The 23,663-nt window shown below is 55.8% G+C and carries 22 protein-coding genes; 3 read left to right on the top strand and 19 right to left on the bottom strand.

From position 1 onward, the window contains the following. Nucleotides 1-58: 58 nt before the first annotated feature. Together Q1A40_RS04250 and Q1A40_RS04245 are read right to left on the bottom strand one after the other, a co-directional pair. Nucleotides 59-1,240 carry an NADH:flavin oxidoreductase gene (locus tag Q1A40_RS04250; protein ID WP_299998190.1) on the bottom strand — a complete coding sequence of 394 codons (1,182 nt, stop codon included), beginning with the start codon at nt 1,238-1,240 and terminating at the stop codon, nt 59-61. Nucleotide 1,241: 1 nt separating this feature from the next. Further along, nucleotides 1,242-1,637: a RidA family protein gene (locus Q1A40_RS04245; protein ID WP_299998189.1), complete on the bottom strand. Its 396-nt coding sequence runs from the start codon at nt 1,635-1,637 to the stop codon at nt 1,242-1,244. 151 nt (nt 1,638-1,788) lie between these two features. Between Q1A40_RS04245 and Q1A40_RS04240 the strand changes: the two genes are divergently transcribed. The 3 genes from Q1A40_RS04240 (at nt 1,789) to Q1A40_RS04230 (ending at nt 6,558) form a co-directional block, all read left to right on the top strand. After that, on the top strand, nt 1,789-2,712 hold the full coding sequence (locus Q1A40_RS04240) for a LysR substrate-binding domain-containing protein (protein ID WP_299998188.1): 924 nt from the start codon (nt 1,789-1,791) through the stop codon (nt 2,710-2,712). A gap of 835 nt (nt 2,713-3,547) precedes the next feature. Beyond that, entirely contained in the window at nt 3,548-4,810 is a 1,263-nt protein-coding gene (locus Q1A40_RS04235) for an SIR2 family protein (protein WP_299998187.1), read from the top strand. Continuing rightward, on the top strand, nt 4,810-6,558 hold the full coding sequence (locus Q1A40_RS04230; RefSeq protein ID WP_299998186.1) for an ATP-binding protein: 1,749 nt from the start codon (nt 4,810-4,812) through the stop codon (nt 6,556-6,558). The genes Q1A40_RS04235 and Q1A40_RS04230 overlap by 1 nt, the downstream gene beginning before the upstream one ends. Nucleotides 6,559-6,675: 117 nt before the next feature. Here Q1A40_RS04230 and mobF read toward each other — a convergent pair whose 3' ends face one another. The 17 genes from mobF to Q1A40_RS04145 all read right to left on the bottom strand — a co-directional run bounded on the left by mobF (nt 6,676) and on the right by Q1A40_RS04145 (nt 23,663). Continuing rightward, nucleotides 6,676-9,561 carry a MobF family relaxase gene (mobF, locus tag Q1A40_RS04225; RefSeq protein WP_299998185.1) on the bottom strand — a complete coding sequence of 962 codons (2,886 nt, stop codon included), beginning with the start codon at nt 9,559-9,561 and terminating at the stop codon, nt 6,676-6,678. After that, complete coding sequence (locus Q1A40_RS04220; RefSeq protein WP_299998184.1) at nt 9,558-11,135, bottom strand: type IV secretion system DNA-binding domain-containing protein; 1,578 nt, start codon at nt 11,133-11,135, stop codon at nt 9,558-9,560. Before Q1A40_RS04220 ends, mobF begins: the two co-directional genes overlap by 4 nt. A 39-nt stretch (nt 11,136-11,174) precedes the next feature. Continuing rightward, nucleotides 11,175-11,624 (bottom strand): hypothetical protein, encoded by a 450-nt coding sequence (locus Q1A40_RS04215; RefSeq protein ID WP_299998183.1) that lies wholly within the window; start codon nt 11,622-11,624, stop codon nt 11,175-11,177. After that, a complete protein-coding gene (stbB, locus tag Q1A40_RS04210; RefSeq protein ID WP_299998182.1) occupies nt 11,617-12,360 on the bottom strand; it encodes a StbB family protein in 744 nt (247 codons plus the stop codon). Before stbB ends, Q1A40_RS04215 begins: the two co-directional genes overlap by 8 nt. A 6-nt stretch (nt 12,361-12,366) precedes the next feature. Further along, nucleotides 12,367-12,837 carry a hypothetical protein gene (locus Q1A40_RS04205; RefSeq protein ID WP_299998181.1) on the bottom strand — a complete coding sequence of 157 codons (471 nt, stop codon included), beginning with the start codon at nt 12,835-12,837 and terminating at the stop codon, nt 12,367-12,369. Beyond that, nucleotides 12,828-13,097: a hypothetical protein gene (locus Q1A40_RS04200; RefSeq protein ID WP_299998180.1), complete on the bottom strand. Its 270-nt coding sequence runs from the start codon at nt 13,095-13,097 to the stop codon at nt 12,828-12,830. Before Q1A40_RS04200 ends, Q1A40_RS04205 begins: the two co-directional genes overlap by 10 nt. 394 nt (nt 13,098-13,491) lie before the next feature. Next, nucleotides 13,492-14,406 (bottom strand): plasmid stabilization protein, encoded by a 915-nt coding sequence (locus tag Q1A40_RS04195; protein ID WP_299998179.1) that lies wholly within the window; start codon nt 14,404-14,406, stop codon nt 13,492-13,494. A gap of 191 nt (nt 14,407-14,597) precedes the next feature. Continuing rightward, entirely contained in the window at nt 14,598-14,870 is a 273-nt protein-coding gene (locus tag Q1A40_RS04190; protein WP_299998178.1) for a hypothetical protein, read from the bottom strand. Beyond that, nucleotides 14,863-15,909 (bottom strand): P-type DNA transfer ATPase VirB11, encoded by a 1,047-nt coding sequence (gene virB11, locus Q1A40_RS04185; protein WP_299998177.1) that lies wholly within the window; start codon nt 15,907-15,909, stop codon nt 14,863-14,865. Before virB11 ends, Q1A40_RS04190 begins: the two co-directional genes overlap by 8 nt. Next, complete coding sequence (gene virB10, locus Q1A40_RS04180) at nt 15,869-16,987, bottom strand: type IV secretion system protein VirB10 (protein ID WP_299998176.1); 1,119 nt, start codon at nt 16,985-16,987, stop codon at nt 15,869-15,871. The genes virB11 and virB10 overlap by 41 nt, the downstream gene beginning before the upstream one ends. A 3-nt stretch (nt 16,988-16,990) precedes the next feature. Continuing rightward, nucleotides 16,991-17,839 (bottom strand): TrbG/VirB9 family P-type conjugative transfer protein, encoded by an 849-nt coding sequence (locus tag Q1A40_RS04175; RefSeq protein ID WP_299998175.1) that lies wholly within the window; start codon nt 17,837-17,839, stop codon nt 16,991-16,993. A gap of 11 nt (nt 17,840-17,850) precedes the next feature. After that, nucleotides 17,851-18,537 carry a virB8 family protein gene (locus tag Q1A40_RS04170; protein ID WP_299998174.1) on the bottom strand — a complete coding sequence of 229 codons (687 nt, stop codon included), beginning with the start codon at nt 18,535-18,537 and terminating at the stop codon, nt 17,851-17,853. Nucleotides 18,538-18,748: 211 nt separating this feature from the next. Further along, nucleotides 18,749-19,717, bottom strand: coding sequence for a type IV secretion system protein (locus tag Q1A40_RS04165; protein WP_299998173.1), 969 nt, complete (start codon nt 19,715-19,717; stop codon nt 18,749-18,751). 12 nt (nt 19,718-19,729) lie between these two features. Continuing rightward, nucleotides 19,730-20,410 carry a type IV secretion system protein gene (locus Q1A40_RS04160; protein WP_299998172.1) on the bottom strand — a complete coding sequence of 227 codons (681 nt, stop codon included), beginning with the start codon at nt 20,408-20,410 and terminating at the stop codon, nt 19,730-19,732. Between the two features lie 26 nt (nt 20,411-20,436). After that, nucleotides 20,437-20,808 (bottom strand): hypothetical protein, encoded by a 372-nt coding sequence (locus Q1A40_RS04155; RefSeq protein WP_299998171.1) that lies wholly within the window; start codon nt 20,806-20,808, stop codon nt 20,437-20,439. A gap of 69 nt (nt 20,809-20,877) precedes the next feature. Then, nucleotides 20,878-23,298, bottom strand: a complete 2,421-nt coding sequence (locus Q1A40_RS04150) for a VirB4 family type IV secretion/conjugal transfer ATPase (protein ID WP_299998170.1) — start codon at nt 23,296-23,298, stop codon at nt 20,878-20,880. Continuing rightward, nucleotides 23,295-23,663: a VirB3 family type IV secretion system protein gene (locus Q1A40_RS04145; RefSeq protein ID WP_299998169.1), complete on the bottom strand. Its 369-nt coding sequence runs from the start codon at nt 23,661-23,663 to the stop codon at nt 23,295-23,297. Before Q1A40_RS04145 ends, Q1A40_RS04150 begins: the two co-directional genes overlap by 4 nt.

The following is a 23,663-nucleotide window of genomic DNA, read 5'->3' as shown; positions in this document are numbered from 1 at the left end:
AGAGCAGACGTCGAATCAGCTACTGACGGGCTCGAATCATGTCAAGCCCCTTGCACCGTCAGCGATTCAACGCCGGATCCCCCCCAACAGACAGGTGAAACTCCGCGCGATGACGAACCGCATTGGCGAGGTCAGCGATCGGCACCAACAATCCACGATCGAAGGTCTGATGCACCTTGCCGGCGCGCAGTCTTGCTGGCCAGTCGGCATGCATGAGCGCACCACGGCCTAGGGAAACGAAGTCCGCTTCCTGCCTTGCCACCACTCCGTCGGCCTGCGTCGCATCATGCAGCGAACCGTTCGCCAGCACCGGCACCGCAACGTGCCGCCGCGCCAACGCTGCAAGACTGGGGCCGTGTTCACCGAACGCGGGACGCCAGGCCTCGAACTCGGTTGTGTGAATGTAGTCGATGGGCAGCGCACTGAGCGTGCCGAAGATCTGCGCCGCATCGGCCTCGCCGCCTTCCCACTTGTGTGTGAAGTCGTTGACCTTGCCTTGCGAAATGCGCACACCCACGACAAAGCGCTCTGTCGTCGACCGTCGGACGGCTTGGATGACGTCCCTCGTCAAGCGCAGACGGTTGGCCAGACTGCCACCGTAGCTGTCCTCGCGTAGATTGGTGTGGGCAGTAAGAAACTGATCTAGAAGATACCCGTTGGCGCCGTGTACCTCCACGCCGTCGAATCCCGCCTCCTGCGCTCTGCGCGCCGCTTGCGCGAAGCCTTCGACCGCCTCGGAGATATCATCGGCTGACATCGCTTCGGGCATCTGGTAAGGCCCTTCACCCCGATAAAAAGCCAGCTGCTGTCCCGTAGGTAACACAGCCGAGGGGCCCTTTGTCGTGATGCGATGGGGATTCCCCTGCGACAGCGCGCCCGCGTGCATCAGTTGCGCAACGATGCGGCCGCCATGCGCATGCACACGGTCTACCACGGTCCGCCACGCATCGCGCTGTGCGTCGTCGGCCAGGCCTGGCTGGAAGAGGTAGCCCTGCGCATGGGCCTTGTCTGTATAAAGGCCTTCGGTGATTACCAGACCGAAGCCGCCGGCAGCGAAGGCTTCGTAGTAGTCGGCCATCTGCTTCGTGGCCTGGCCATCCGCCGTAGCGCTGACCCGGGTCATCGGTGCGACGGCGAGACGGTTGGCCAAGCTCAGTCCACCCCCCACTTGCAGCGGCGTGAACAATTTAGCGTGCGCTGTCTGCGCATCGCCTTTCGGACGATTGACGAGCGTGCTCATGTCAGAGGCCCTCCGACGGGCGTATGGCTGCGATTGCCTCGATCTCGATCATGGCGGTGGGGTCGTAGAGCGCCTTGATCTCGGCGATCGTATCGGCCGGATAGGGGGCCGAAAAGAAGCGACGACGCAACGCCACCACGTCCTCGAAATGCGCCATGTCAGTGACGAAGATCGTGACCTTGATCACGTCCTTCAAGCTGGAGCCACCGGCTTCTAGCGCACGGCGCAAGTTGAGGAAGGCCTGCTCGCCTTGAGCAAGAAAGCCGCCCGCGATGATTTTTCCGTCGTCGGCGGCGCCCGCTTGACCAGAGATGAAGAGCAAATTTCCGAACTGAATGCCCTGCGAGAGCAGGAAGGGGGCGTAGTTGTCGGGCTGGGTCGTGATACGTTTCAGCATGGTGCGAATCCTTTCATTTATGGTCGGCCAGAAAGTTGAGGTATAGATGGCCGATCCGTACCGTTACTGTAGAGGGCAGCTCCCCCTCGCGACAAAGGTTCATTTGTCAGGTATAAGATGAAATAATCTCATTCATATGCTGCTCCCGCTCATGCAACGTCGATCACTTCCGCTCTCTGCACTTCGCGCATTCGAAGCCGCCGCTCGCTTGGGCAGCTTCAAGGCCGCCGCCGAGGAACTGGCTGTTACGCCGACCGCCGTCAGCCACCAGATCCGCGCACTGGAAGCACAGACAAGACTTGTGCTGTTCGATCGTCAGGTGCGCAAGGTGTCGCTGACCGATGCCGGGGCGCAGCTCTACCCGGTGCTGCGTGACGGGTTCGATGCGTTTGAGGCGACGCTGGCACGGTTGACGCAACAGCGAACACGGGCTCTGGTGAGCATCTCCGCGACGAATGCATTCACCGTGAAGTGGCTGGTACCGCGCATGGCCGATTTCCGGCACAGGCATCCCGACATTGACTTGCAGTTGCAGGCGAGCGACGACCTCGTCGACCTGCGATCGACGGCGGTCGACATCGCGATCCGTTATGGCCGTGGGCCGTATCCCGGTCTTGCGATCGAGCCGCTGTTCACCGACCGGTTCGCACCTGTGGCAAATCCGCGTCTGGGCGTCGTGTCGCCGGAAGATCTGGCTCGCGTGCCATTGATCCGTTTTGACTGGAAGCGGCCTCGACCAGAAAACCCCACCTGGGAGCGCTGGTTCATGGTCGCGCAGCGACGCCAGCCGCCACAAGCAAGTCAGCTACGCTTTTCTGACGAGGGACACGCCATACAGGCGGCCGTCGCCGGCCATGGCATCGCGCTGGTCAGCCTGGCGTTGATCGCCGACGAACTGGAAGCCGGACATCTCGTGCAACCATTCGGGCCCGCGATCGACGGGCACACCTATCACCTGGCCATGTACGCCGACAGGCCGTCCTCGGCGCCAGTCCAGGCCGTGGCACACTGGCTACGCACACAGGCGGCGCGGCGGGAGCTTGGAAATAACGAGGTGACTGAGCGCCGACCGTGAGCAGTCAACGGTTTGCCAACTGGAGCAAACATTGGCCTGGGGTTGCGGGTGCCGCGGTCATTGAAATCGCCTCCAAATTCCAAACAGACAATCTGCTGCTCGATGATGGATATCAGTCAAGCATTTTGCGTTGATGAAGGGCAGCAACCAGTGGAAGCTGTCATTGCGCCGAAGTTTTCTGATGACCGCTTCTGGTCGCAAGTCAAGGTTGCTAGTTCAAATTCAGCACATCCGACAGTACATGCCAGGTCAAGTCTGAGTTAGTACAATTTAACTGTTTGCTCTCCACGGCCCCACATCTATTTCCCCATCTTCAATGGGGCCCTATGGTATGACGTTGCTAGCTCTTCGGCCTAGCTGACGCCTTTAGATCCCCAAATTCGCTGTCGCTCATTTGTGGCCTTAAAGGCGTCACACATGACGCACCTCTTTGAGGTCTGCAACATCCTTGTTTCACGCGGATTGTGAGGGTTACCGTAAAAGTAGGAGGTATACGTTCAGCGCTACAAATCGGTCGAAAGACGTAGCACGGCTTAAACGTTTGTACTACAGCTGTAGCCGTTTTGTGTGTGGACCCCGCCACACATTCCAATAGAAACCTGTAAGACATCCTATATACGCCATATGCACAGCACTTTTACACCACGGTCACGGCGACTAGACATCATACATACGCTATTGGTACAGCAGAATAGTGATTCGCGGTACTCTTGTGAGACATGATGATATTTGATTCTGACCTTTGAACACTTTTTTCAGGGTCTGAGTGAAATTGTGGCACTGCTGATTTTCAAAATACGCGAGAATATTAAAATAATTGGCTTGGGGAAGGAACATGCAGGTATTGACTTATCGCAACAATGGCGTCTGGAAGGAAGCACTGCCATCTGTAGAGCGAGGGGACAAGGAAGCGAACGAAAGAGCTGTTTCGGATGAGGCGCTAGGCGAGATTACCCGAAGCTTGTCAGATTGCTTTCGTTGTAATAACTTGCTCGTATTGACTGGGCTTGGAACATCTTTGCATGTCAACGTCGAGCGTCCTCCGCCGGGCGAGCCGTGGAAGCGTGTTCCTAAAGAAGGTAAGCGAATAGCGCCAACAATGAGCGATTTATGGCGACTCTGTGAGGCGAAGGACGGAGAAACTTTCTCTGAGGTTATTGCTCTATCAAAATTCCCTATTGAACGGAAAGGTAATATTGAGGCATTGCTATCCTATTGCAAGATTGCTGAAGATTTTATTGATGATGAGGAGGCGAAAGCTAAGATTAAAGCATTCATCAAGGTTGCCGAAGAGACTGTCAGAGATCAGGTTCGGTTTCTTGATTTGGACGACGATATCGATCTGCATTCTGATTTTTTGAGAAGATTAGTGCGACGGTCGGCGCGGAAGCTGCGCTCGAAAATTTTCACAACCAACTATGACCTCTGTTTTGAGTATGCCGCTCGCAAAGGGCGGTACGTTGTTATCGACGGGTTTTCCCATACGACGCCGCAGGTATTCGACTCACTGTTTTTCACGTATGACGTTGTTAAACGTGATAGCAATCCCGATAGTCACGACTTCATTTCTAACGTCTTTCACTTGTATAAGCTTCATGGCTCCGTAGATTGGACTCGCAATGCGCTGACGAAGGAAATTGAAAAGGATCCATTAACGACGAATCCTATTTTGGTCTATCCGCGAAATACGAAGTACGAGCTGTCATTCGAGCAGCCCTATTTGGAGATGATGTCTGCATTTCAGGCGGCGTTGCGTCAGCCTGATACTGGCCTTTTAGTTCTAGGCTTTGGCTTTAATGACAACCATATAGCAGAACCAATCCTTTCGGCGATCAACTCAAACCTTCATTTAAAAGTGGTGATCTGTGACCCTGCATTAGGTCCTCGTGAAACGGGCGAAGGCGATGTTAAGCCGGGATCTGAGCGGGACAATCAGTATTTGGCAAAGGTTAAGTACTTGATCGAACATGGTGATGCGCGACTTGCGCTGATCGGCTCGACCTTTGAGGAAATTGTTCCCCATATCCCGGATATTGCTGCGGAGACCGATCTTGAGCAGCACCTAGAGCGTATCCGGCAACTTCGTGGAGCCGTTTGATGAAGCCGAAGCTTGCAACAAGCCCATTCGATCCGAGTCGGTATATAGGATCAGTGACTTACATTAGCCCAGATGCCGCTAAGGTTAATTTACCGCATGCGGCAAGCGTAGCACCCCGGCAGTATTCGGGATATCCAGTGCTTGGTGGTCAGGTTGGTGAGTTTGTCTTTATTGAAGGTGAGGGGGTTGCCGTACTCGGACGAATTACGGAGGTTAGGCTACCAGATAACGAGCGGTTGAAGGCGGAGCCAGCTATCGGTGAACCCTTAGATGCACATCCGATCGGTTTCGTGCAGCTCCTCACAACATTGGAAATGTCAACAGCACGCGTGATTTCGGGCATTCCATTTCATCCGAGAATTGGACAGCATGTTTATTCCGCACATCCACTTTTGGTGAAACACATTATTGAAGGGAATAATGCAGACACAACTAGTGTGATTGAGCTCGCCACCATCCCGCAGGACATGAACACAAAGGTGAACGTGAGCCCAGCGCAAATATTTGGTAGGCACTGCGCGGTGCTGGGCGCTACTGGTGGCGGAAAAAGTTGGACGGTCGCTCGCATTATTCAAGAGGCTGCTCGCATTGGCGGAAAAATCATTCTCGTTGATCCTACTGGCGAATTTCATACATATACCAAAGGTGTTCGATCTGTTTATCTTGGAGGCCAGGCCAGAGATGCAGAGGATAAACGGGTGTTTGTTGCGTTTCCCTATTGGGATTTGACTGAGAGGGATCTTTTTGCCATCTTTCAGCCGAGTCCAGGTGCGCAAATGCCAAAGTTCCGCGAGGCACTGAGAAGTCTTAAGCTCAACCATGTTATTCATGGTGATGGCGAGCCTCATTTGTATGTCAAGACGGGCACGTCGAGGTCGGAGTTCAATTTAGCAGCCAATAAAAACGAGGCGGCGATTGAGGCCACGGGAGCGAAATATAAGATTAAGTGGCTCGCTCGCCAGATTTATGAAGAATGCGTTTATGAGAGTGGCGGTACGCAGCAAAACCCCGACCATTCTGTGTGGGGGAAATATGATGATCGTACGAGAGGCTATTGCGACACGCTGGTCTCAAAGGTGTTCTCTATTACACGTACCAAGTCGTTACGGTGTCTATTTCAGCCGGAACAATTTCAGTCTCTGACAGGTCAGATTGAAGACTTCCTTGGCACAGATGACGCGGTACTTCGTATTTCAATGGAATACCTTTCATTTGATCACAATGCACGTGAGTTGCTAGTTAATGCCATGGGCCGCCATTTGTTAGAGCTTGCCCGAGAGAATAGGTTCGAGAAGAAGCCCACGGTTGTGGTATTGGATGAAGCCCACCAATTTTTGAATAAGAGCATGGGGGATGAGACCAATCGAGTCTACCTTGATGCGTTTGGCCTAATCGCGAAAGAAGGGAGGAAGTACGGTCTAACGACCATGTTGGCGACCCAGCGACCGCGTGACATTCCAGAGGATGTTCTGAGTCAGATGGGCATGTTTATTGTTCATCGATTAATTAATGAGCGCGACAGAGAGGTGGTTGAGAAGGCATGTGGCAGTTTGGACGCATCTGCAGCTGCGTTTCTACCAACGCTAGGTCAAGGAGAGGCGATACTCGTTGGCGCTGACTTTCCAATGCCAACGCCAGTCAAGGTGTCAGAGCCGGTATGGCCACCAAGATCTGAAGGTCCTGCATATGCTAAGTACTGGCGAGTTGGAGTTCCAGCAAACGCGGGCACGAGCAATGGAGCTGCTTAAATAGGCAATCACTTTCTGCCCGGGGCGATTTAGTTGTGCGTTGCAGTGAGCTGCGTAGTGATCGTTGCTTTTCGCTAATCATTTTTTAGATAAGCTACTAATAAAGACTCGATTAATTCATCTGCTTCCCATCGCGTGTTCGTTCTCGTGATTCAGTTTCTCAATTTCAGGCGCCAGTAACCTGTCAGCAGGGCTAATCAGATCATGAGCCAGCCCCTTGTACGGAATCCGATCCACCGCTTTCGGCAGTGCCTGTACATCGTCGGTGAACACGGTAACCGCATGCCGCTCACGTGAAATGCTGACGTAATACGTATCCTGGGCGGTTGTGCGGCTGAAGCTTTCTGCGTTATAGAACACGCGGTCGCAGGTCATGCCTTGGGCGCTGTGGGCTGTGGTGGCGTAGGCGTGATCCAGATGCAAAGGTGTATCGGTGGGCAGGCTGATCTGTCGGTCGCCGATTCCTAGCGTGACGGCATGCGGCGTTACCGCGACTACTTCGCAGCGTTGGCCGTTGACCAGGTCCAGATCCGCATTGTTACGGGTGACCCGAACTCGGTCGCCCGCAGACAGTTCTGCTTCGTGGGTGTGATACACCGATAATTTGCTCATGGTCTTGGGCAGGATTTCGATGGGTGTGGCCGGGCTGTCGCCATGTAGTGGTACGACCGATATACGGTCGGCGCTTCGTTCGCATTCCACTACCCGGTATAGCTCGCCGCGTAGCAGGCCGCATTTGTAGTCTCGTTCAGGTTGGATGATGTCGCCCACGGTGTAGTATTTTGCGCAGCGGCGCTGCATTTTTGTTGTGTCGTGGCGTGTTAACAGGCGATAGGTGTAGCCTTTTCCTGTCAGGCCTCGACGCTCGTGAATCATGCTATTGATGGCTTTACGGGATGCGTTGGTGCCGGTCACGATCAGCGTTTCAACCTGGTCGGGCACTGGTAGCGCCACGTATTCACGGGCGATGGTGTCGTAGCGGGCTGAACTGTCTCGTATTTTTTGCCCATGCTCGTCTTTTGTGAAGGTGTCGGGTATGCACGCGACCTGATCAACAAGCGCAAGCGATTGGCTGGCTTGGCCAACTGCCGCCAGTTCTACAGCACGGCGAAGGCGTTCGGATTTCTGGCGCTGAATGTCGCCCATAATGACTGTGTTCATACCGTGTTCTTGCAGTAGCGCGAAGGCGCGGCCTGCTTCGACCGCCTTGGTTTGGGCGGTATCGCCCAGGGTAACGATTTTTGCGCCGGTCACCTGTATTCTTGTCAGCAGCTTTTCCATCTGGCGCACGGGAATCGCCCCGGCCTCATCAATCACCACCACTGTTTTCTCTCCCATCGTTTCGGTGAAACGTCGTTTATCGCTGGCGGTCAGGAATGATGCGACCGTGTTTGCGGCAATTCCGTCTTTGCGCAGGTCATTGATTTGGGTTCCGTAGGGCGCGAGCGCAACCATGGAATAACCATGCTCGTTCAGTATGCGCTGGGCGCTTTGCAGGGCAAAGGATTTGCCTGTTCCGGCCAGGCCTTGGATGCCGATAATTTGGTCGCGGCTGGTGAGCATCAGCGCGACGGCATCGCGCTGCCCCGCAGTCAACGTTGTACCGCTCAAGATGGGGGTTAACCGCTCCGGTTTCATGATGGGGGTTAGTCTGTCGCGTCCGGTTTTTTCCAACGCGATGATGCGCTGTTCTTGCTCCAGCGCCTTCGTGGTGGCGTAGCTGGGTTCGGCAAATACCAAGCGACCTTCATTAATGGCACGGTCCACCACCGGCCAGGCAGCACTGATGTCGTTGCCGCGTAGCGTGGCCACCTCTTGCGCCCAGGCTTGTCGGGTGCGGGGTTCGGCCTGCATGTTGTCGGTGCTGTGGTAGCGGGCGGGGTTGCTCAATAGCTGTCCCTGATCCAGGCTGCGGGCCAATGCATCGTAAATGGCATCCGGCGATACGACACCTTCAGCGTGCGAAATAGCGGTCGCCAGCAGATCGGATCGGCGCATGACGGTTTCTCGTTCCGACAAGTGCCCAATCGCCCAGGTAAGTGCCGCATCGGCGACACGCTGTTGTGCGGGGCCACTGTCAATCTGCCTGTGGGTTGCTGATAATTCAGGCGAAAAGTGGATCCCGGCTTCACGGGCTTGCGCCGTCCAGTTGTGATGCAGCTCATCACGGGTGAAGTTCTTGGTTTTTTGCTGCCGCGTGGCCAGCGTGAGCATCTGCTTTTGCGCATGGCTGGATGTTTCCCGATCCAGGCCGCGAGACGCAAGGACTGTTTCAACCTGGCCGCTACGCTTGCTGAACACTTCAATGTGGGCGCGACTGATATGGGCAAGCTCGATATGGTTTTTCTCATAGCGCACGTCGTAGCCCAATTTTTTGACCAGGTGATCCAGCCGTGACATATAGACGGCGTCCTGTAGTTTACGGAGGCCCACGATTTGTTCGTTGGATAGCGCGGCCCAGCTGCCATCGGCACGTTGTGTGGCATTCATGATGACGGCGTGCGTATGCAGGTTGGGATCAGGTGGGGCCGTGGGCGTAGGGCGGGCGGTTTCGTGCCGGAACTTGGCAATAATAAGGTTGGTGGTCTGTTCGGTACGGGTCTTGCCGCCTTCCTTTTGGCGGGCCAGAGTCAGGTGCTTTTCGATGTAATCCAGCGTGTAGGCTACGGCCTGGTCATGGGCGTCGATTAGACGATCATCACCACCTACAAGTGCCTGCAACGTGATGCTTTTTGGGGCGCTGATGGTCAGATCAATGCCCGCGCGGGCTTTTGAATCCTTGCGGATCGAGCGCCCAGCCACCACGCCTTTACCAAATTCGCCGCGCAGCATGGCGTGAAAACGTTTGATGTCTACTTCGCCTACGGCACCCAGCCGTTTAGCGCCGGTGCCGTGCCACATGGCTGCGCCGCCATCTCGGCTGTAATAGTCGTCGGCTTGTTCGCCGTAGTAGTGGGTGCTGCGGTCGGCCTCGGCACGATGCAGGATGCTGTAAGTGATCATGGTGTGTTCCGGGGTGGTGTGATGCGCTGCAGCTGGGCTGACTCGCAAAATGGCTCAGTACGCTGTGGGAATGATTGGTATTGCATAGATATTTTGGCGATGGGATGATCGCTAGCGAATGCGACGTAGCCTGTAAGCTCTTCGAACGACTGTATTTCTGAGGGTGTGACGACGCGCTCAACGGTGCGATTGACTCGGTCGGAGGTGTTGCGATGATCTACCGACCGTGAAACGCTGTATTCCGGGCGTTCTACCTCGTGTTCGCCCAGGCTTTTGCTCATGTCTTCGGCGGTTTGCGGGTCGGTTCTTGAACCGCCCAGTACGACCAAGTTACGAAAGGAAGCCCGGATGGTTTGTGCCATCGTGCGCCCGTAAATATATTCCAGCTGGGACGTGCTTTGCAGGCCTGCAACAATCCGAAGCCCATTTTTTCGTCCTTTGGTAAGGCCCGCCTCAAGGGAAGGCAAGGCTTCAAGGCTGGCCAGCTCGTCAATGAATAGCCACCAACGCCGGTTTGAGTCTTCGCGCATCGACAGGATGGCCGTGATGAAGACATCGGCCCAGGACGACACGAGCGGTTTCATGGCGCTGGCCATATCTTCGCGCCAGTTGATGTACAGGTTGCCGCCATCGGGATCATCCAGCCAGTCTCGGATCGAGAACTGGCCGGTTTTCATGCTGGTATGTTCCGACAGCTTGTTCGACAACACGAACCTGGCCGAGGACAAGGCCTTGCTGGCTTCACTTGATCCGGTAAAAAGCGACTCAGCAAGCGTGCCTTCCAGGAACTGTTTCAGCACCTTGGGGTCTTCGATGGTGCACAGGCGAAACAGATCCATAACGCTTGCCCGCGCAGGATCGACCGAATAGAGTTTGCGAGCCGTTTCGCGTAAAAGCAGGCGGCCAAAGTCGTTCCATTCTTCAGAAACCTTGTCTTGGCTCATTGGCACCATGGAATGCGCCAATCGCTTCCAGTCATACTCGGCGCGGATTTCGTTGAAAAAACTCCATCCCTGACTGCGTGAGTCGTATGGGTTCAGGATGATATCGCCGGGCTTCCAGAACTTGCTCAGCATGTCGCCATTGGGGTCGATAACGATCATGCGGTCGGTACGCTTGCGCACCGAAGCGACCAGGCCGCGCAGCAGCACTGATTTACCGGAGCCGGTTGCGCCGCCAATCATCAGGTGCAGGCTTTCCAGATGGGTGGGCATGGGGATACCGGCGACATTGGCCTGGGCGCGGCCTTGTTCATTGCATAAACGTGCAAGTTTGGCTGCGGTTACAGAACGGGTGCCCCGGATAAATCGCCGGTAGCCCGCACCGTCAAACCCGTCGGTGTGTATCGCCCGACCGATGTACACAATCAAGGCTAATGCCGTCACCAAGCCTGCTCCCAGCGCAATGTACAGGGCGGGGTAATGCGGGGTCACAGTGATGAAATGCCAAGTGGCGGCCCAGTTCCAGTGATTCAGGGCCATGCCGCTTTGCCAGCTTGCGGTCAGCGCCCAGAATCCGGCTGGAAAGACAAGCAGAAATAGGGCGGCGAGCCGCCGCTTGGTAATGGGTGACATGGATGATCCTTGTTGATGACGGTGGGTGGGGGGGGAAAGTCAGTATCCCCAGTACCGACCTAGGGCGATCCCGGCGAGCAGGCCGCCGACGCAGCCTGCTGCGGCCCCAACCACCACGGCGATAAGGGCCATTTTGCGTACGGATAAATGGGCAATATGCGCATAGCGGGCGCTGGATTCGGCAAGACTGCGTAACGGCTTTTGAATCTCGGCCACGGTCGTTGCTGTGGCTTTTGCCGCTTCCGTGTTTAACAGCCTGCCGGTGTGCTCCATCGTCGCCTGTAGTTGCTTGTCCAGAGCTATAGGCAGATTTGTGCAGGCGTTGACCATGGCCGTAGCCTGGGCGCTGGCTTCCAGCAGTTGTGTGGTCGTGGTGGCTTGCGCGGCAGTGACCTGCTCAATTCGCGTGGTAAGCCCCGCCACTTCGCCTAGTACCTCCTGGTACAGGAAGTCGAGTTTGGTGCGCGTGGGGTTGCGTTCCTCAATCATGGGCGGAACCCTTGTGTATTGAGGTGGCATCATCAAACAGGGCCGCGAAGGCGGCGTTTAGCTGCCTGTCCACTGGCCGAGCCAAGGCGCGAAGCGCGTGCATATTGCTTAGCTGTGCGATGCGATCCCGGTCTGTCGTGTCGGCCTGGCGCAGCAGGGTGCGGTAGTCGGTCTGGTCTGCCAGCACATCCGAAATCGTGCAGCGGGCGTTGGCCAATAGCTCGAACACCTCGTTTTCGTAGATCGCCGCGCGTGGATTTGCGGTGAAGTCGCCGGTCTTTTCGGCATACGCGATGATGGGTAAAAACTCGTCTTCCACGTTGCTGTCTACGCGGTTGAACAGCACCCGTATGCGATCCGGTGCCACCCCTAGCTCGGCCAGTGCGGCAACCGTTTTGATGGTTTCTCGCTGTGCCTTGCCGGTATTGATGACGGGTAGGGCGAAGTAATCCAGTTCCTCGTAGGCATCTTCGTAGCGATTCATGTGGGTCAGGAAGTCTTCGATGTTGCTTGCGCCGACATCGACGATGGCATCTTGCAGCATCAGCAATTCACGAAACAGCGTGCCAAACTGTTCGCCGCGCAGTTGGTCGATATCCAGCCCTAGATCGGCGGCGGTTTCGTTGGTGGATTCAATCGCAAAAATACGTGCGTTGTTCATGCGGGGAGCCAGCAGGTGAGAGGCGGCGACGGTCTTGCCGACCGATCCTGTGTAGTTCAAAACAGCGACTTTCATGGGGGATTACTCCTGGTTTTGTAGTGGGTTGTTGATGTGGGGTGCGTGCTGTTCACGTTTGAGTTTTCGACTGGCTTCGCCCTCGCGACGTAAGGCGTCGAGGTCGATTTTCATGTCTCTGATCTTGCGTAGATCAGCCGGGGTTTCGATGCGGTCAGGTCGGCCCGTGACGGCCTGTACATCATGCGATGACAGCGCCTTGGAGGGTGTGGGTCGGAGCGGTGTGGGTGCTGGTGAGGTCGAGGCTTGGGTGATCCGTGTTTTGCGCCAACGGTACAGGGCTGATTCAAGCATCCGGCGTTTGACGGTCAGGCCCGCGCCTTCCAGGTCGTCGAGGATGGCTGAGTAGGGCGATCCCGCGTTGATGCGTTCGTGGATGCGTGGAAGCAGAGGCCGTAATCGGGCCGAGAGGCTGGCGCGGGGGTCTGTGCGGTCGAGCGCGGCCTGGAACTCTGCAACGTAGCGGTCTAGTTCCATGCCTGCTCACCAGTCTCACGGAATGGCTTGGGATCCGCTTTTACGGACGCCTCCTGCCGACGATACTCTTGGGAAATTTCTGGGAGCCGCGCTGACCAGTTTGGACCGATTCGCTCCAGTGCCTGGGCGACGGTGTAGCCCATGTCGCTGAGCCAGTCGTTACGGTTTAGGACCAGTGCGGCAATCAACGCCTCACCCGTGGACAGAATGCCGAGATTTCCGCTTTCGGCATCGCGTATTTTGGAAAGAATAATTTGCATGTGAATGCTCCTTTTATTGCCGAACCAAAACCCGCGTAAGCGGGTCCGGAGCGAGGTGGGGATCGTGCATTTCAGTGCGTGGCTAGGCGATTGCCTTTGAGCACGTTGAGGTGTCAACAGTGCTTGTTACTGAAATGTAATTTTTGACTTTAGGCTGTTGTGTTATCCACAAGCCTTTGGGGTAGAGGAAAGGTAGAAGAAAGATAGAAGGAAAGAATATCTTCTAAGAGCCTTTGTTTATGCGGCCCTTGAGAATCTATCCGCGATGCTATTACGATAAAGCGCGATGTTATTACGATAAGCCGCGATGCTGTTACGATGCAGGCGCGATGCTATTACGATGGATAAATTGAGTTATCCACAGCCCGAAACTACTGCTCAATGGCTGTTATATTTACCGATTCAAGCGCATCCAGACCGCCTGCAGTTGGTTTTTACTGCTGGTTTCGATACGAGGGTTGGCGATAATTTCCAACCTTTCAAGCTCCAGCAGAGAACGTTCCAGAGAAGCCTGAAAATCCCGTAGGCGACCGGTGTATTGGGCCCGTTCTTTAAGAATATCCAGACTGTATTTCTGGATTTCATCGGCTGATGTGCCAATTAGTCGTTGCAGGCTTTTGGACAGGTCGTGACGCATACGTAAGCGTTTTTCCCAGTCTACTAACGCGTACTCGCGATTGCTGAAAATCTGCGCCCAGCGTGGATCCACATATAGCGTGTACACCCCGCTAGCTTCGTTGTAGTCAAAGCCTCCTATCATGGCCAGCACCCGCGCTGATGGGTGATTGCCGTAGCTGTATTTGACGCTGCCATTCTTGCGCTTGGCTTCAATGGAGATTGTGAAACGGGCCAGGTCTTTCATGCCTTGGTGCAGCCATTCGTAGCTGGCTCCGCTGGTGTTTCTGCCCATGCCGCGCAGAAAATCCGCTCGGTTGATGGCGGGTTGATCGCCGAGTAGGGCGGTGGTTTGTAGAAACATGGCGTGCATCCAGATATCGGCATGATCTTCGGACAGTTGCTTGCCGGAGCCTTTGAGCAGGATGTTATTGCCACTAAGGAATACTGTTTCATCGTGCAGTGGTCGCCATCCTCGACGAACTGGTGCAAAAATTGCGCTGCGGGCGATGTAGTTGGGTATGGCCCGCACATTTTCAGATAGTCCGGGTAGGACTAGGGGAACAGGAGTGTTGGCCTCCTTTTCAGCGGCTGCGGCAAGGGACTCAGCGGCTTTCTTATGGGCGAATTCCAAGGCCGTGGATAGACGATGCAGGTTTGTGGCTCTTGGGAAGGGTAGGTGAGGGTTACTCATGCGCGATGATTCCGTGCAGGTGCGCAGGGATAAGCCCGCGCAAATACTTGCGCCGCCTACCCCTTGTTACGCGTGAAAGGACGTGCGGCACAGCTAGCGACGAGCGTCAGCGGTGCGGCGTGTGTCTGATCAATGGGATAGGCTGGGCAGCAATGGCCTGATTAGCCAGAGTGCAGCTTTGCTGCGGCGCGTCAGCGGCTTCTTAGCAGCTTTTGGGCAAGTCGCTGAATGGGCTTTGCAGGACGTAGCCCTGGCAGACTGTGGCGTTTGAAGAATTCGCGACGTACGGCCTTCCAACATTTATATCGGTGCCCTTGGCGTGGAATCTGCCATGGGTAGGCGGCATCAATGTCGGCGGCAATTTGATCGGAGGTTTTGCGTTGAGCCATGCCATCGTTATAGGCTTTTTGCATGACGCTGTAGGCAATCGCGCGAAACCCTACGCCTTCGTGTGGTTCAGCCATAAAGGTTTCCTTGGTTAGCGGTCGCCAACGTGCGCCGACGCGGTTCGTACCAGACCTGGGTGAGGCGGTAGTGCTCGTAATACAGCACGATGTCCACCGTATGAGTCAAAAAATCTCGAATGGTATTCAGATCAAGTTGCCCGCCCGTAGGTGATTGCTTAATCAGCGTAACCAGCCGGTCGTAGGTGTCGGCGGCGCTATTGGCGTGTGTCGTTGTAATTGAGCCAGGGTGACCGGTGTTTAATGCCGCCAGGTATTCCCAGGCTTCCGCACCGCGCAGTTCAGCCAAAAATATTCGATCAGGCGTCAGACGCATGCAGGCGGCAATGCAGTCCATGGCGGTGACGCGGCCACGGGTGCCGCCGTACATCATGTGGACTCGGTTGGGGTGATTAGGCAGCACCAGCTCGTGAACGTCTTCGATGGTGATCAAGCGCTCGTTTAGCGGTACACGTTCGATCAGCGACCGGGCAAAGGTGGTTTTTCCTGATCCAGTGGCACCGGCAATAACGATGTTGCGCCGTGCTTGCACGGCCTCATGCAAAAACTCGACCATGCGTCCGGCATTTTTAAGGACCAATAACCGGTGATCTGTTGGCATCAGGCCATCGGCACAAATCTCGTTGGCGCTATCGTGAACATGATCAAAAGCGCCGTCTGTGTCCAGGTCGTCCAGGGTTTTAACCACCTGGGTATGTTTACGGATGTTCATGGCGATGGTGCCGTCCAGGCAGGCTGGTGGCTGGATGATCTGCCCGCGTTCACCGTCGGGCAGAACAACTGACAGGATGGGTGTTGTACCCAGCTTGTTGTAGACAGTCAGGGCATTGGCCAAGGCTGCTAGGTGATCGTAGGTTAAGGCGGGGCATTGTTGGTGATGCCAGGCCCCGGCCTGTCGGGTGAAAAGCTCGCCAGGGCGTACGATGGCCAGTTCGGTGATGGCAGGGTCGTCCAGGAAGGGGGCAATGGGCCGCAAGAACGTGCGTGCTGAAATGGCCCTATCGAAGGGAATGGTAGTTTGAGGTGGGTTTAAGGTCATAGACGTGGCTGAAATCCAGATCGCGGGCGACCATGATGCCGATGCGTTCGCCCTGGTTTTTGTAGAGAGTTGGGGGGATATCCAGGGAATGCTCCAGTATCTTGGCAATGACTTCCTGCCCACCTTCGCGTGTGGAATCGAACCGGATGTTGTTATCCCCTTGCTGGCCTTGACTGCTTGCCCAGTTGCCCAGGTCGCCGATAAGGCTTAGCAAGATCGCGTTGCCGAACCGATCCCAAAAGTGGTTATCAACGTAGCCATCGACGCCCGCTTCGCCTAGTGGCCCCGTGCCCGGAGAGGCCAGGTTCAGAATGACACCTGTAGGCGTTTCAAGGCGGTTCCAGGTAATAAATGCTCGGGCCTGACCTTGGACGATGCCGCCTGACTGGTAGCCGGTGAACTTCGTTCCCCGATCAATGAGTTTGACCTTGCCGTTTGCACTCATGATGTCGTGCGTGGCCAGGCAGGTCAGTAATCCCGCGTGGGTGCTGATCAATCGCGTTTGTAAGGTGCAGTCGATCATGGTGCCCTGGGTAATAAGGAAATTGCGATCTCCCAGTTGTCCAGCGACGGAGGGTGCCAGTTCCAGTGGGTGCAGCTTGTCGGCCAAGGGGCCGGAATCACGCATTGGGCCGCTCGCCGCTGCGCTTGTGTTTGCAGGGCTTTCAGCAGACGGCTCGTTTTCGGCTCTTAGCGGGCTGCGCAAGCGCCTGGCCGTGGTGTCGTCCGGTAGCGCGAGGCCGCTATTGATAATGACGGGAACGGTGGCTGGCGTCTGCTTTGGTGTAGGCACGGCCGGGGCAGCGTTGCTTGGGGGCGGTGTGCGTTGTACCTGGGGTGCCGATAGCCGGTTTGTGATCCCGCTACGAGTGGCCTCCAGACCCTGCGACTCTTGTGCCGCCTGTCTGTCCAATGTGCTGATGAATACACCAGCCGTGACAGCGACTGCCGCAAGACCCGTGAGCCATAAGAACGCCCGTGCCCCGCGTGGTACGGTGCGTTTTGTATCGTCCAGTTGGGCGGGGCCGCGTTCGCTGTCCAGAACCGTAATACCTGGTTCATTGATGTGTTCCGTCATGGTTTATCGCTCTTTAGAAATCGTTAGGCTGGATTTATTAGCGTCAGAACCCTGGATGACACGTCTGACATTTGGGGAGGCCGTGCCGGTATGCTCCATCGCGGAAGTCTGGCCAGAGCTGGTGTTGTGAATCGCGGCAACCTGATTGCCCAGGCGTATATGCCATTTTGAGGCGGTGCGATGCAGTACCATCGTGCGTTCGTCGGCCATGTGGTAGTTCGTAATAACCTCTTGGCCGTCCGCAGTGACGCGGTATACGGCGGGAATATCTGCCGTGCGGGAAAACTGCATCCATGTTTGTTGGCCATCGTCCCAGGCGTGTACGGGCGCCAGGCTGATGTCGCCGCTTTTGCTGTATGACTGCCAGTTGATGGGCTGTCCGACTTTTTGAAATGCGGTTTGGATGGCTCTTTTTTCAGCCGCCTTACGGGTGCGCTGTACTTCAGTATCCGGGTAGCGAAGCACCAGCTTGTACAAGGCACGGGCCTTGGGGTTTGGGCTGTAGCTGATTCGAAAGGTGTAGTTGCGCCGATTGGTGACGACAATCAGGTTGGTGTCGGCGTCGTCAGCAACGGGCTTGAAGAACAGGTGATTGGCCTTGTGTGTGAACGCATAGGCCTCGGAGTCACCAAAGACGTGGTAGACGTATTCCTCGTTTTCTTCCAGAACGATATGGGTGGCCACACCGATGACGGCATCAAGCTGGATCACATCAGCCGGGTTGTAGTTGGCATAGCGAATTCTGGAATCAGCGCGGGAATGCTTGGGTAAGTCCAGCGCTGATACGGGGCCTGGCAGGGCGCAGGCCAGTGCCAGCACGACGGCGTGGCAGGTAATGAGCTTGTGCAACATGCGTACTCCTTTTAGCGCGATAGGTCAGAGGCCAGGTCATAACGCACGACCTGAAACCCCAGGGGATTGCGCCTGGCCACATTTTCGGTCAATGGAACATTGACGTACTCGTAAGCCATCGTGGCGATTAAATGGCGTGTGCTTTGGGTTTGGCCGCTGGCTACTTCGTGTTCCAGCGTCGTAAACCGTACGGTGGCCGATTGGTTTGCACCCAGGGTGATCGAGTGCACCTGCACGTCTATCGCGCCAAGGTCGCGCAGGCGGGTAGTGGGTGCATCCGGCCCTTCGTAACGCTTTCCGTAGCGGGTCTGCATGGGCGGGGATGAAAGCAGGGCGCAGGTATCAAACTGCTCTTGTATCGTTTGCCAGCTATAACCCTCGCAGTTCAGGACGTAGGTGTTTAGAAAATACTTGGCAATGCGATTGCCGTAATCGTCCATGGGTTCACCCAGTGTGCTGACGTGTTCGATTGAACCGGTGGCGTTATCGACGCGTACGACATACATTTCTGGCGGTGCTTTTAGCGGGGTCAAACCCGCCACAGCACCTACGGCAGCAAAAGCCAGCACGCCCGCTGCTGTCGCGATACGCCAGGCACGTCGGCGGCTGGTGACCAGTTCGCCCAGGTAGTCGCGTTCCAGGCCGCGTGACCTTTCCAGGTGTGCGGCCAAGTCTTCTGACTTGATTTGATCGTTCACAATTCAGCCTCCTTGGGCATATGGTGCAGTCGCGTTCACGGGTAGGCGTGGCGAGTCGGCAGGTTGAGGGGCTTGCGGTGCGTGAAACGCGCAAGCTGAAAGCATTCCAGCCAGCACCAGGGCGGTAATCAGGGTTTTCATAGGTAAAAGACTCCTGGCCCGCAGTGCAAAGGCATCGGCAGGCGTTGAGGGTAAAGAGGGGGAAAGCGGGCTATTTGCCCTTGGGCATGCGAGGAAGCATTCTGGAAATGCGCATAGCAGTAAATGCGCCGCGACCGGCTGCACCGATCCCCATCTGAGCGCCGAAGCCGCCCGATAGACCGGCTGCCAGGCCAGGCAGCATCAGCATGATGGCGATGCTGGCAATGCCGACTAGAAGTTGTCCCGCAAGAAGCGCGAGCAGATTGGTCTCGCCTTCGTCGATGAATTTCGCCATGGCCTCAATGAACTGCAAGTTCATTTGCAGCAGGATGGCGAAGATCAGGCCCGCGAGAAGCGCCAGAAAAATGAAGTTCAAGGCTTGCGCTACCCAGCTATCGAAAAGCTTTTTGGTTGGTTCAAATAACAGACCCGCGATGAACAAAGGGCCTGTGGCGACGACAAGTGCCATACCCACCTTGATGACCACCATAATGACGGCGATTGCCGCACCGATAACGGCTGAATTGATGGTGACGGCAAACGTTAAAATCCCTACAAAGACCTCCTTGGTACTGGGTAGCACGCTGTACCAGCTGTTGGACTCTCCGCCTGCTGATCCCATTCGATCCGTGGCGGCGGTTGTTTTCTGCTGCAGCTTGTCCACCTCGGCGGCAACCGTGGTGTTGCCCGTTACGACGGCGGTTAAATCATCGGGTAGCGACAGCATGGTTTTGGAGATGTCCGTCTGATACAGACCCCCAGCGGTTGCCACCATAGCGATGATGGCAACCATGACGGCTTTCTTGAAAAACTCGGTCACCGTCATGCCGCCCTGACCGTGCATGATGGCAAACGCGTAGGCCAGGAACTGTAAGGTCAAGCCCATGGTAATGATAGGCAGCAGGGCCGTCGTTAATTGCTCAATCGGCTGCGCCACGGCTGATTGCAATACGGCGTCGGTCTGGTTGGTAATCCACTGTGCAATGCTGCCCGAGTCGGGTGGGGCCGTGACTGTGGCGGTATTGAATCCACCGGCCATAAGATTCTCCTGTTAGTTGGGCTGCTGTCCGCTGTTGCCAAACCAGCCGCCATAGACGCGTTCGGCGCGGGCGTTGAGTAAGGCGCGTTCGGCGTCTAGCTGCTGTTTGGCCAGTTCAATCCGGGTCTGGTCGGTTTGTACGTTGGCTTGCTCAATGGCGATACGCGCCTGTAGTTCTGCGATTTCCTTGGGGTTCGTGGTTTCGTTGATTTTGGCTTGCAAGCCGTCCAGAACTTCCAGCCGCTTTGTCATCGAATCGTAGGCGCGTTGGGAAAGTGCCTTGGCCGTGGCATCGATATTGATTTTGCGTTCCGCAAGTTTGGTCCGATCTTCAGAAAAATTTACGGGCGCGTTCACGTCCTGGATGATGCTATCGACGGCACCAGACATACCCGAGTTGTCGTTCTCCATCCGATCAAGCAAGGCATTTGCATCGGCGGGCAAAGCGCCGCGCAGTTGTTCTCGTACGCCGGGGTTATTCAGGACGTAGCCAAAGCCGCTGGATTGCGTCAGGGCGGCGAGCTGTGCCTTGGCTTGATTGAGCTGCTGCATCGCCGTCTGGACTTGCTCCTGGAGAGCTTTCAGTTGGGCGATGGAGTTAATGTCCAGCGTCGGAATGCCGTTGGCATAGGCGGACGACGTAAATGTTGCGGCCAGCACTAGGCTGGCAGCAAGGGTTTTGCTGCGCTTCATAATGGGCTCCAGAGGGGAAAGGGGGGTTAGTCTGTGCTAACGGCTTGCTTGTATTCAGACTCGGTGATACGGGTGTAGCGTTCGTTGCCAACCTGAACGGTGTCGGTGGCCTTGGTGTAGGAAATCATGGATTTGCCATCGACCATCATGATGTTGTCCTGGACGTTGCCAGGCTTTGTGAAGGTTTTGTATTTGGCAAAAACCCGGTCACGCAGGCGTACGGTAATCAGATAGGTCGAATCATTGGGCTGTATCTGCATAAGCGCTGGGAATTTCTTGTCGCCCGTTAATTCTTCTTTCCAGTACCCCGCAAACTTTGCACCTGAATCGTCCAGGCATCCGGCCAGTGTGGTGAGTGTTACGGCACTTGCGGCCATCAGAAACTGTCGTCGATTCATGGTTGCATCCTCCTGTTGGGCATAAAAAGCTTTAAGTATGGTGTGCTTGCGGGTTAGGGGCGAGCCAAGTTACTGCCGTACACCTTTGACAGAGTTCAGATACACAGGCAACCAGTCAGCCGGGTTTGGTCCTGCCTGCTGTACGGCTGATTCGGCCAGAGCGGCCATATCTGGGCTGCCCGAGAAAACCAGCAATTCATCCTCGCATCCGTTTAAGTCGAGTTGGGCAACGGTGACATTGCTGCCTTGCTTGATCAGGAACTTGCGGCTGGCCTCACCCAGGGATTTGAGTAGTTCAAACTCGCTGGGGGATAGCCCGAATCCAGTGATGTAGTCCTTGGCCTTGGCCCTTGGGTTGGGTAGAAAGATCAGGGTTGCCGCCTGCTGAATAAGCGACGGCCCCACAGGGTTTTCCAATATTGCCCCAGGCTCCTGCGTGGCGAACGCCAGGACACCGTTTTTCTTGCGTATCGTGCGGCTGGCGTCTTGCATGTCCTCCTGAAAGTGCTGGTCTTTTAGTGGGTGCTGGCATTCATCGAACAGGTTGATGATGCGTTGTCCGTTATGCAGTGCGTTGACTCGATGACGTAGATACATAGTGGCAGCGCCGCGTACGTCGTCATCATCCAGCAGCTCGGTCAAATCAAACCCAAAGATGGGGAGCTGTTGGTCATCGCTATCCAGATCCAGCCGATCCTCTGGGTTATCGAACACCCAGCCGTATTCGCCGTCCTGACACCAGGCAGCCAAACGGGCGTGTACGGTGCTGCCCCCATCTTCAGAGAATGGATTGGGCAGCAAGGTATTAAGGGTGGACAGGCCTCGGCTTTTTCGATCAATCAGCGTTGTCATTTGTTCGATGGCTTTGGCGATTTCATCACGCTGACGTGTGGTGACGGCTTCGCCGCGTAGCGATGCCAGGTGTACAACCAGACGGCGCATAAAAGCGACATTGCCTTTGGTGGGCTCCATTTGAAACGGATTCCAGCCCGTGGGTGTTCCCTGGCGCAAGTTGAAGTACCGGCCACCCAGCGCCATGATCAAGACCTGCATGCCTTGATCTTTATCCCAGATCACGCAGGTGGCACCGAATTTTTGCGCCTGGGTAAGCAGCACCCCTTGAAGCACGGTTTTTCCGGTGCCCGTCATACCTATGATCATTGTGTTCCCTGGGCGGCGCTTGCCGGTGTCGTCCAAATCCTCCGTCGAAGCATGAAAGCTGAAGAAAAAGGGTGAGCCGGTATGCGTTTTGAGCATGGTTACTGCTGGGCCCCATGGATTACCTGCCGGTTTACCAGTCAACTGATTGTGCAGACTAGACAGGCATAGAAAGTTGTATGAGGTGATCGGTACCGGGCGTGGTCGCCAATGCCAGTTGCCCGGCAGTTGTGCCCAGTACCCCGCTTCCAGGGCGCGTTCTAGCGGTTTGGCGACAATGGCTTCCTCGGCCATCAGGCTGGCTGTATTGGCTATGGCCTGGCGTACCGCTGCGGGTGTGTCGCCATAAATTAGTAGCGTGGCATGGTGATCACCCAGTCCTAAGCGTCCTGATGTCAGCTCGTCCATGATCTGATCAAGCTGAGTGACCTGGCTGACAGAGTCGTCACCAGAATCGGCCAGCAGTTTGCGATGGCGCTTGACCATCCCCTTTGCCGCCGCGCCGGTAAAACTGCCCCACGATTGCGTCAGCACATATTCGTAAGGCAAGGCCAGCAGCTTGTCCATGTGGCCAGGCTTGGTGTTTTCCGGGTAATCGCGCAACTCCAACATGCCAAAAATCCGTGATGATTGAATGCTGCGTAGCTCCCCGATCTCTCCGAATCGGGAAAAAATAGGCCGAGTGTCGGGTAGTGCATCACGTAATCGTGAACGCGTGACAGGTACGCTTTGCCATGATCCTGATATGAGGTATCCCAGGAACGAAGCCGGTTCACTGAAAGCGTGCCCGTTACGATGCACGATCTCCAGGACTTCTGGATCGTAGCGATGCAGACCGGCTTTCAATGCGCGTAGCGTGTTTTGCAATCGGTCTATGGATTCCGCTTGCCACAGCGCCAGACGTGTTGCATCGGCTTTTTCCAGGCTGGCAAAGGTGCCCATGACCGGGTCGGCCACCGGATGTACCAACACGGTCAGATACAAATCGTTGACCATCAGGCCACGAGCATCAAAGGTGCGTCGGTAGGCATTGTCGAACTGGGCTGCAAAGGCTTGCGGAAAATCACTTTGTGGATATTCCTTGACGCGGCGGCGCACAATATGTGAGTACAGGCCGATGGTGCCCAGCTGCATGCCTCGTATGACGTTATGCAGTGCCTCAATCCATTCCTTTTGTTCGTCCAGGCTGTGGGCATCCGGTACACGGCCAGCCACCTTGATAACAGCCATGTATTCCTGGTTGTCGCAGGCAATAATTTGTTCGGTGACGTGGTGTGAGTACGGCAGGTAGCGGGATACCAGACGTTCATCGAGGGCCAGGGCAGCAGTCATGGCTGAGTTCTCCGATTAATAAGGGTGCGCCAGGGGCGGCGTCGGTGATAGGTCAGCGGCGAATAGCTTGAGCCGTTCCAGAATCGTTTGTTTCGGTTTCTGGCCCGTGTCTTGGCTTCCAGCCAGAGGACATCAAACGCCTTGTCGTCGTGGCGGGTGACGATGGCAATCGTAGGCAGGATGACAAGCAACAGCCCCCACCATGCCAGACCTGCAAGCATGGTGATTACCGCTACCAGCATGAAGGCACCAAATAGCAATGTGGTGGGTACGCCAAAAAAGGTGGGTCTACGCCCGAGGCCCTTGAATACGGGGTAGGTGGTGCTGGCTGGCTTTTCTGCCGCCGTGTCGGAAGTTATGTTCAT

Source organism: uncultured Cedecea sp. (assembly GCF_947498825.1).
In the GTDB taxonomy this organism is placed as follows: Bacteria; Pseudomonadota; Gammaproteobacteria; order Enterobacterales; family Enterobacteriaceae; genus JGM124.
This window is presented reverse-complemented; position numbering and strand designations above follow the sequence as displayed.

Coding starts and splice junctions, on each gene's coding strand:
- Q1A40_RS04250 (WP_299998190.1), bottom strand. CDS start 1,240: ATGAGCACGCTCGTCAATCGTCCGAAAGGCGATGCGCAGACAGCGCAC.
- Q1A40_RS04245 (WP_299998189.1), bottom strand. CDS start 1,637: ATGCTGAAACGTATCACGACCCAGCCCGACAACTACGCCCCCTTCCTG.
- Q1A40_RS04240 (WP_299998188.1), top strand. CDS start 1,789: ATGCAACGTCGATCACTTCCGCTCTCTGCACTTCGCGCATTCGAAGCC.
- Q1A40_RS04235 (WP_299998187.1), top strand. CDS start 3,548: ATGCAGGTATTGACTTATCGCAACAATGGCGTCTGGAAGGAAGCACTG.
- Q1A40_RS04230 (WP_299998186.1), top strand. CDS start 4,810: ATGAAGCCGAAGCTTGCAACAAGCCCATTCGATCCGAGTCGGTATATA.
- mobF (WP_299998185.1), bottom strand. CDS start 9,561: ATGATCACTTACAGCATCCTGCATCGTGCCGAGGCCGACCGCAGCACC.
- Q1A40_RS04220 (WP_299998184.1), bottom strand. CDS start 11,135: ATGTCACCCATTACCAAGCGGCGGCTCGCCGCCCTATTTCTGCTTGTC.
- Q1A40_RS04215 (WP_299998183.1), bottom strand. CDS start 11,624: ATGATTGAGGAACGCAACCCCACGCGCACCAAACTCGACTTCCTGTAC.
- stbB (WP_299998182.1), bottom strand. CDS start 12,360: ATGAAAGTCGCTGTTTTGAACTACACAGGATCGGTCGGCAAGACCGTC.
- Q1A40_RS04205 (WP_299998181.1), bottom strand. CDS start 12,837: ATGGAACTAGACCGCTACGTTGCAGAGTTCCAGGCCGCGCTCGACCGC.
- Q1A40_RS04200 (WP_299998180.1), bottom strand. CDS start 13,097: ATGCAAATTATTCTTTCCAAAATACGCGATGCCGAAAGCGGAAATCTC.
- Q1A40_RS04195 (WP_299998179.1), bottom strand. CDS start 14,406: ATGAGTAACCCTCACCTACCCTTCCCAAGAGCCACAAACCTGCATCGT.
- Q1A40_RS04190 (WP_299998178.1), bottom strand. CDS start 14,870: ATGGCTGAACCACACGAAGGCGTAGGGTTTCGCGCGATTGCCTACAGC.
- virB11 (WP_299998177.1), bottom strand. CDS start 15,909: ATGACCTTAAACCCACCTCAAACTACCATTCCCTTCGATAGGGCCATT.
- virB10 (WP_299998176.1), bottom strand. CDS start 16,987: ATGACGGAACACATCAATGAACCAGGTATTACGGTTCTGGACAGCGAA.
- Q1A40_RS04175 (WP_299998175.1), bottom strand. CDS start 17,839: ATGTTGCACAAGCTCATTACCTGCCACGCCGTCGTGCTGGCACTGGCC.
- Q1A40_RS04165 (WP_299998173.1), bottom strand. CDS start 19,717: ATGGCCGGTGGATTCAATACCGCCACAGTCACGGCCCCACCCGACTCG.
- Q1A40_RS04160 (WP_299998172.1), bottom strand. CDS start 20,410: ATGAAGCGCAGCAAAACCCTTGCTGCCAGCCTAGTGCTGGCCGCAACA.
- Q1A40_RS04155 (WP_299998171.1), bottom strand. CDS start 20,808: ATGAATCGACGACAGTTTCTGATGGCCGCAAGTGCCGTAACACTCACC.
- Q1A40_RS04150 (WP_299998170.1), bottom strand. CDS start 23,298: ATGACTGCTGCCCTGGCCCTCGATGAACGTCTGGTATCCCGCTACCTG.
- Q1A40_RS04145 (WP_299998169.1), bottom strand. CDS start 23,663: ATGAACATAACTTCCGACACGGCGGCAGAAAAGCCAGCCAGCACCACC.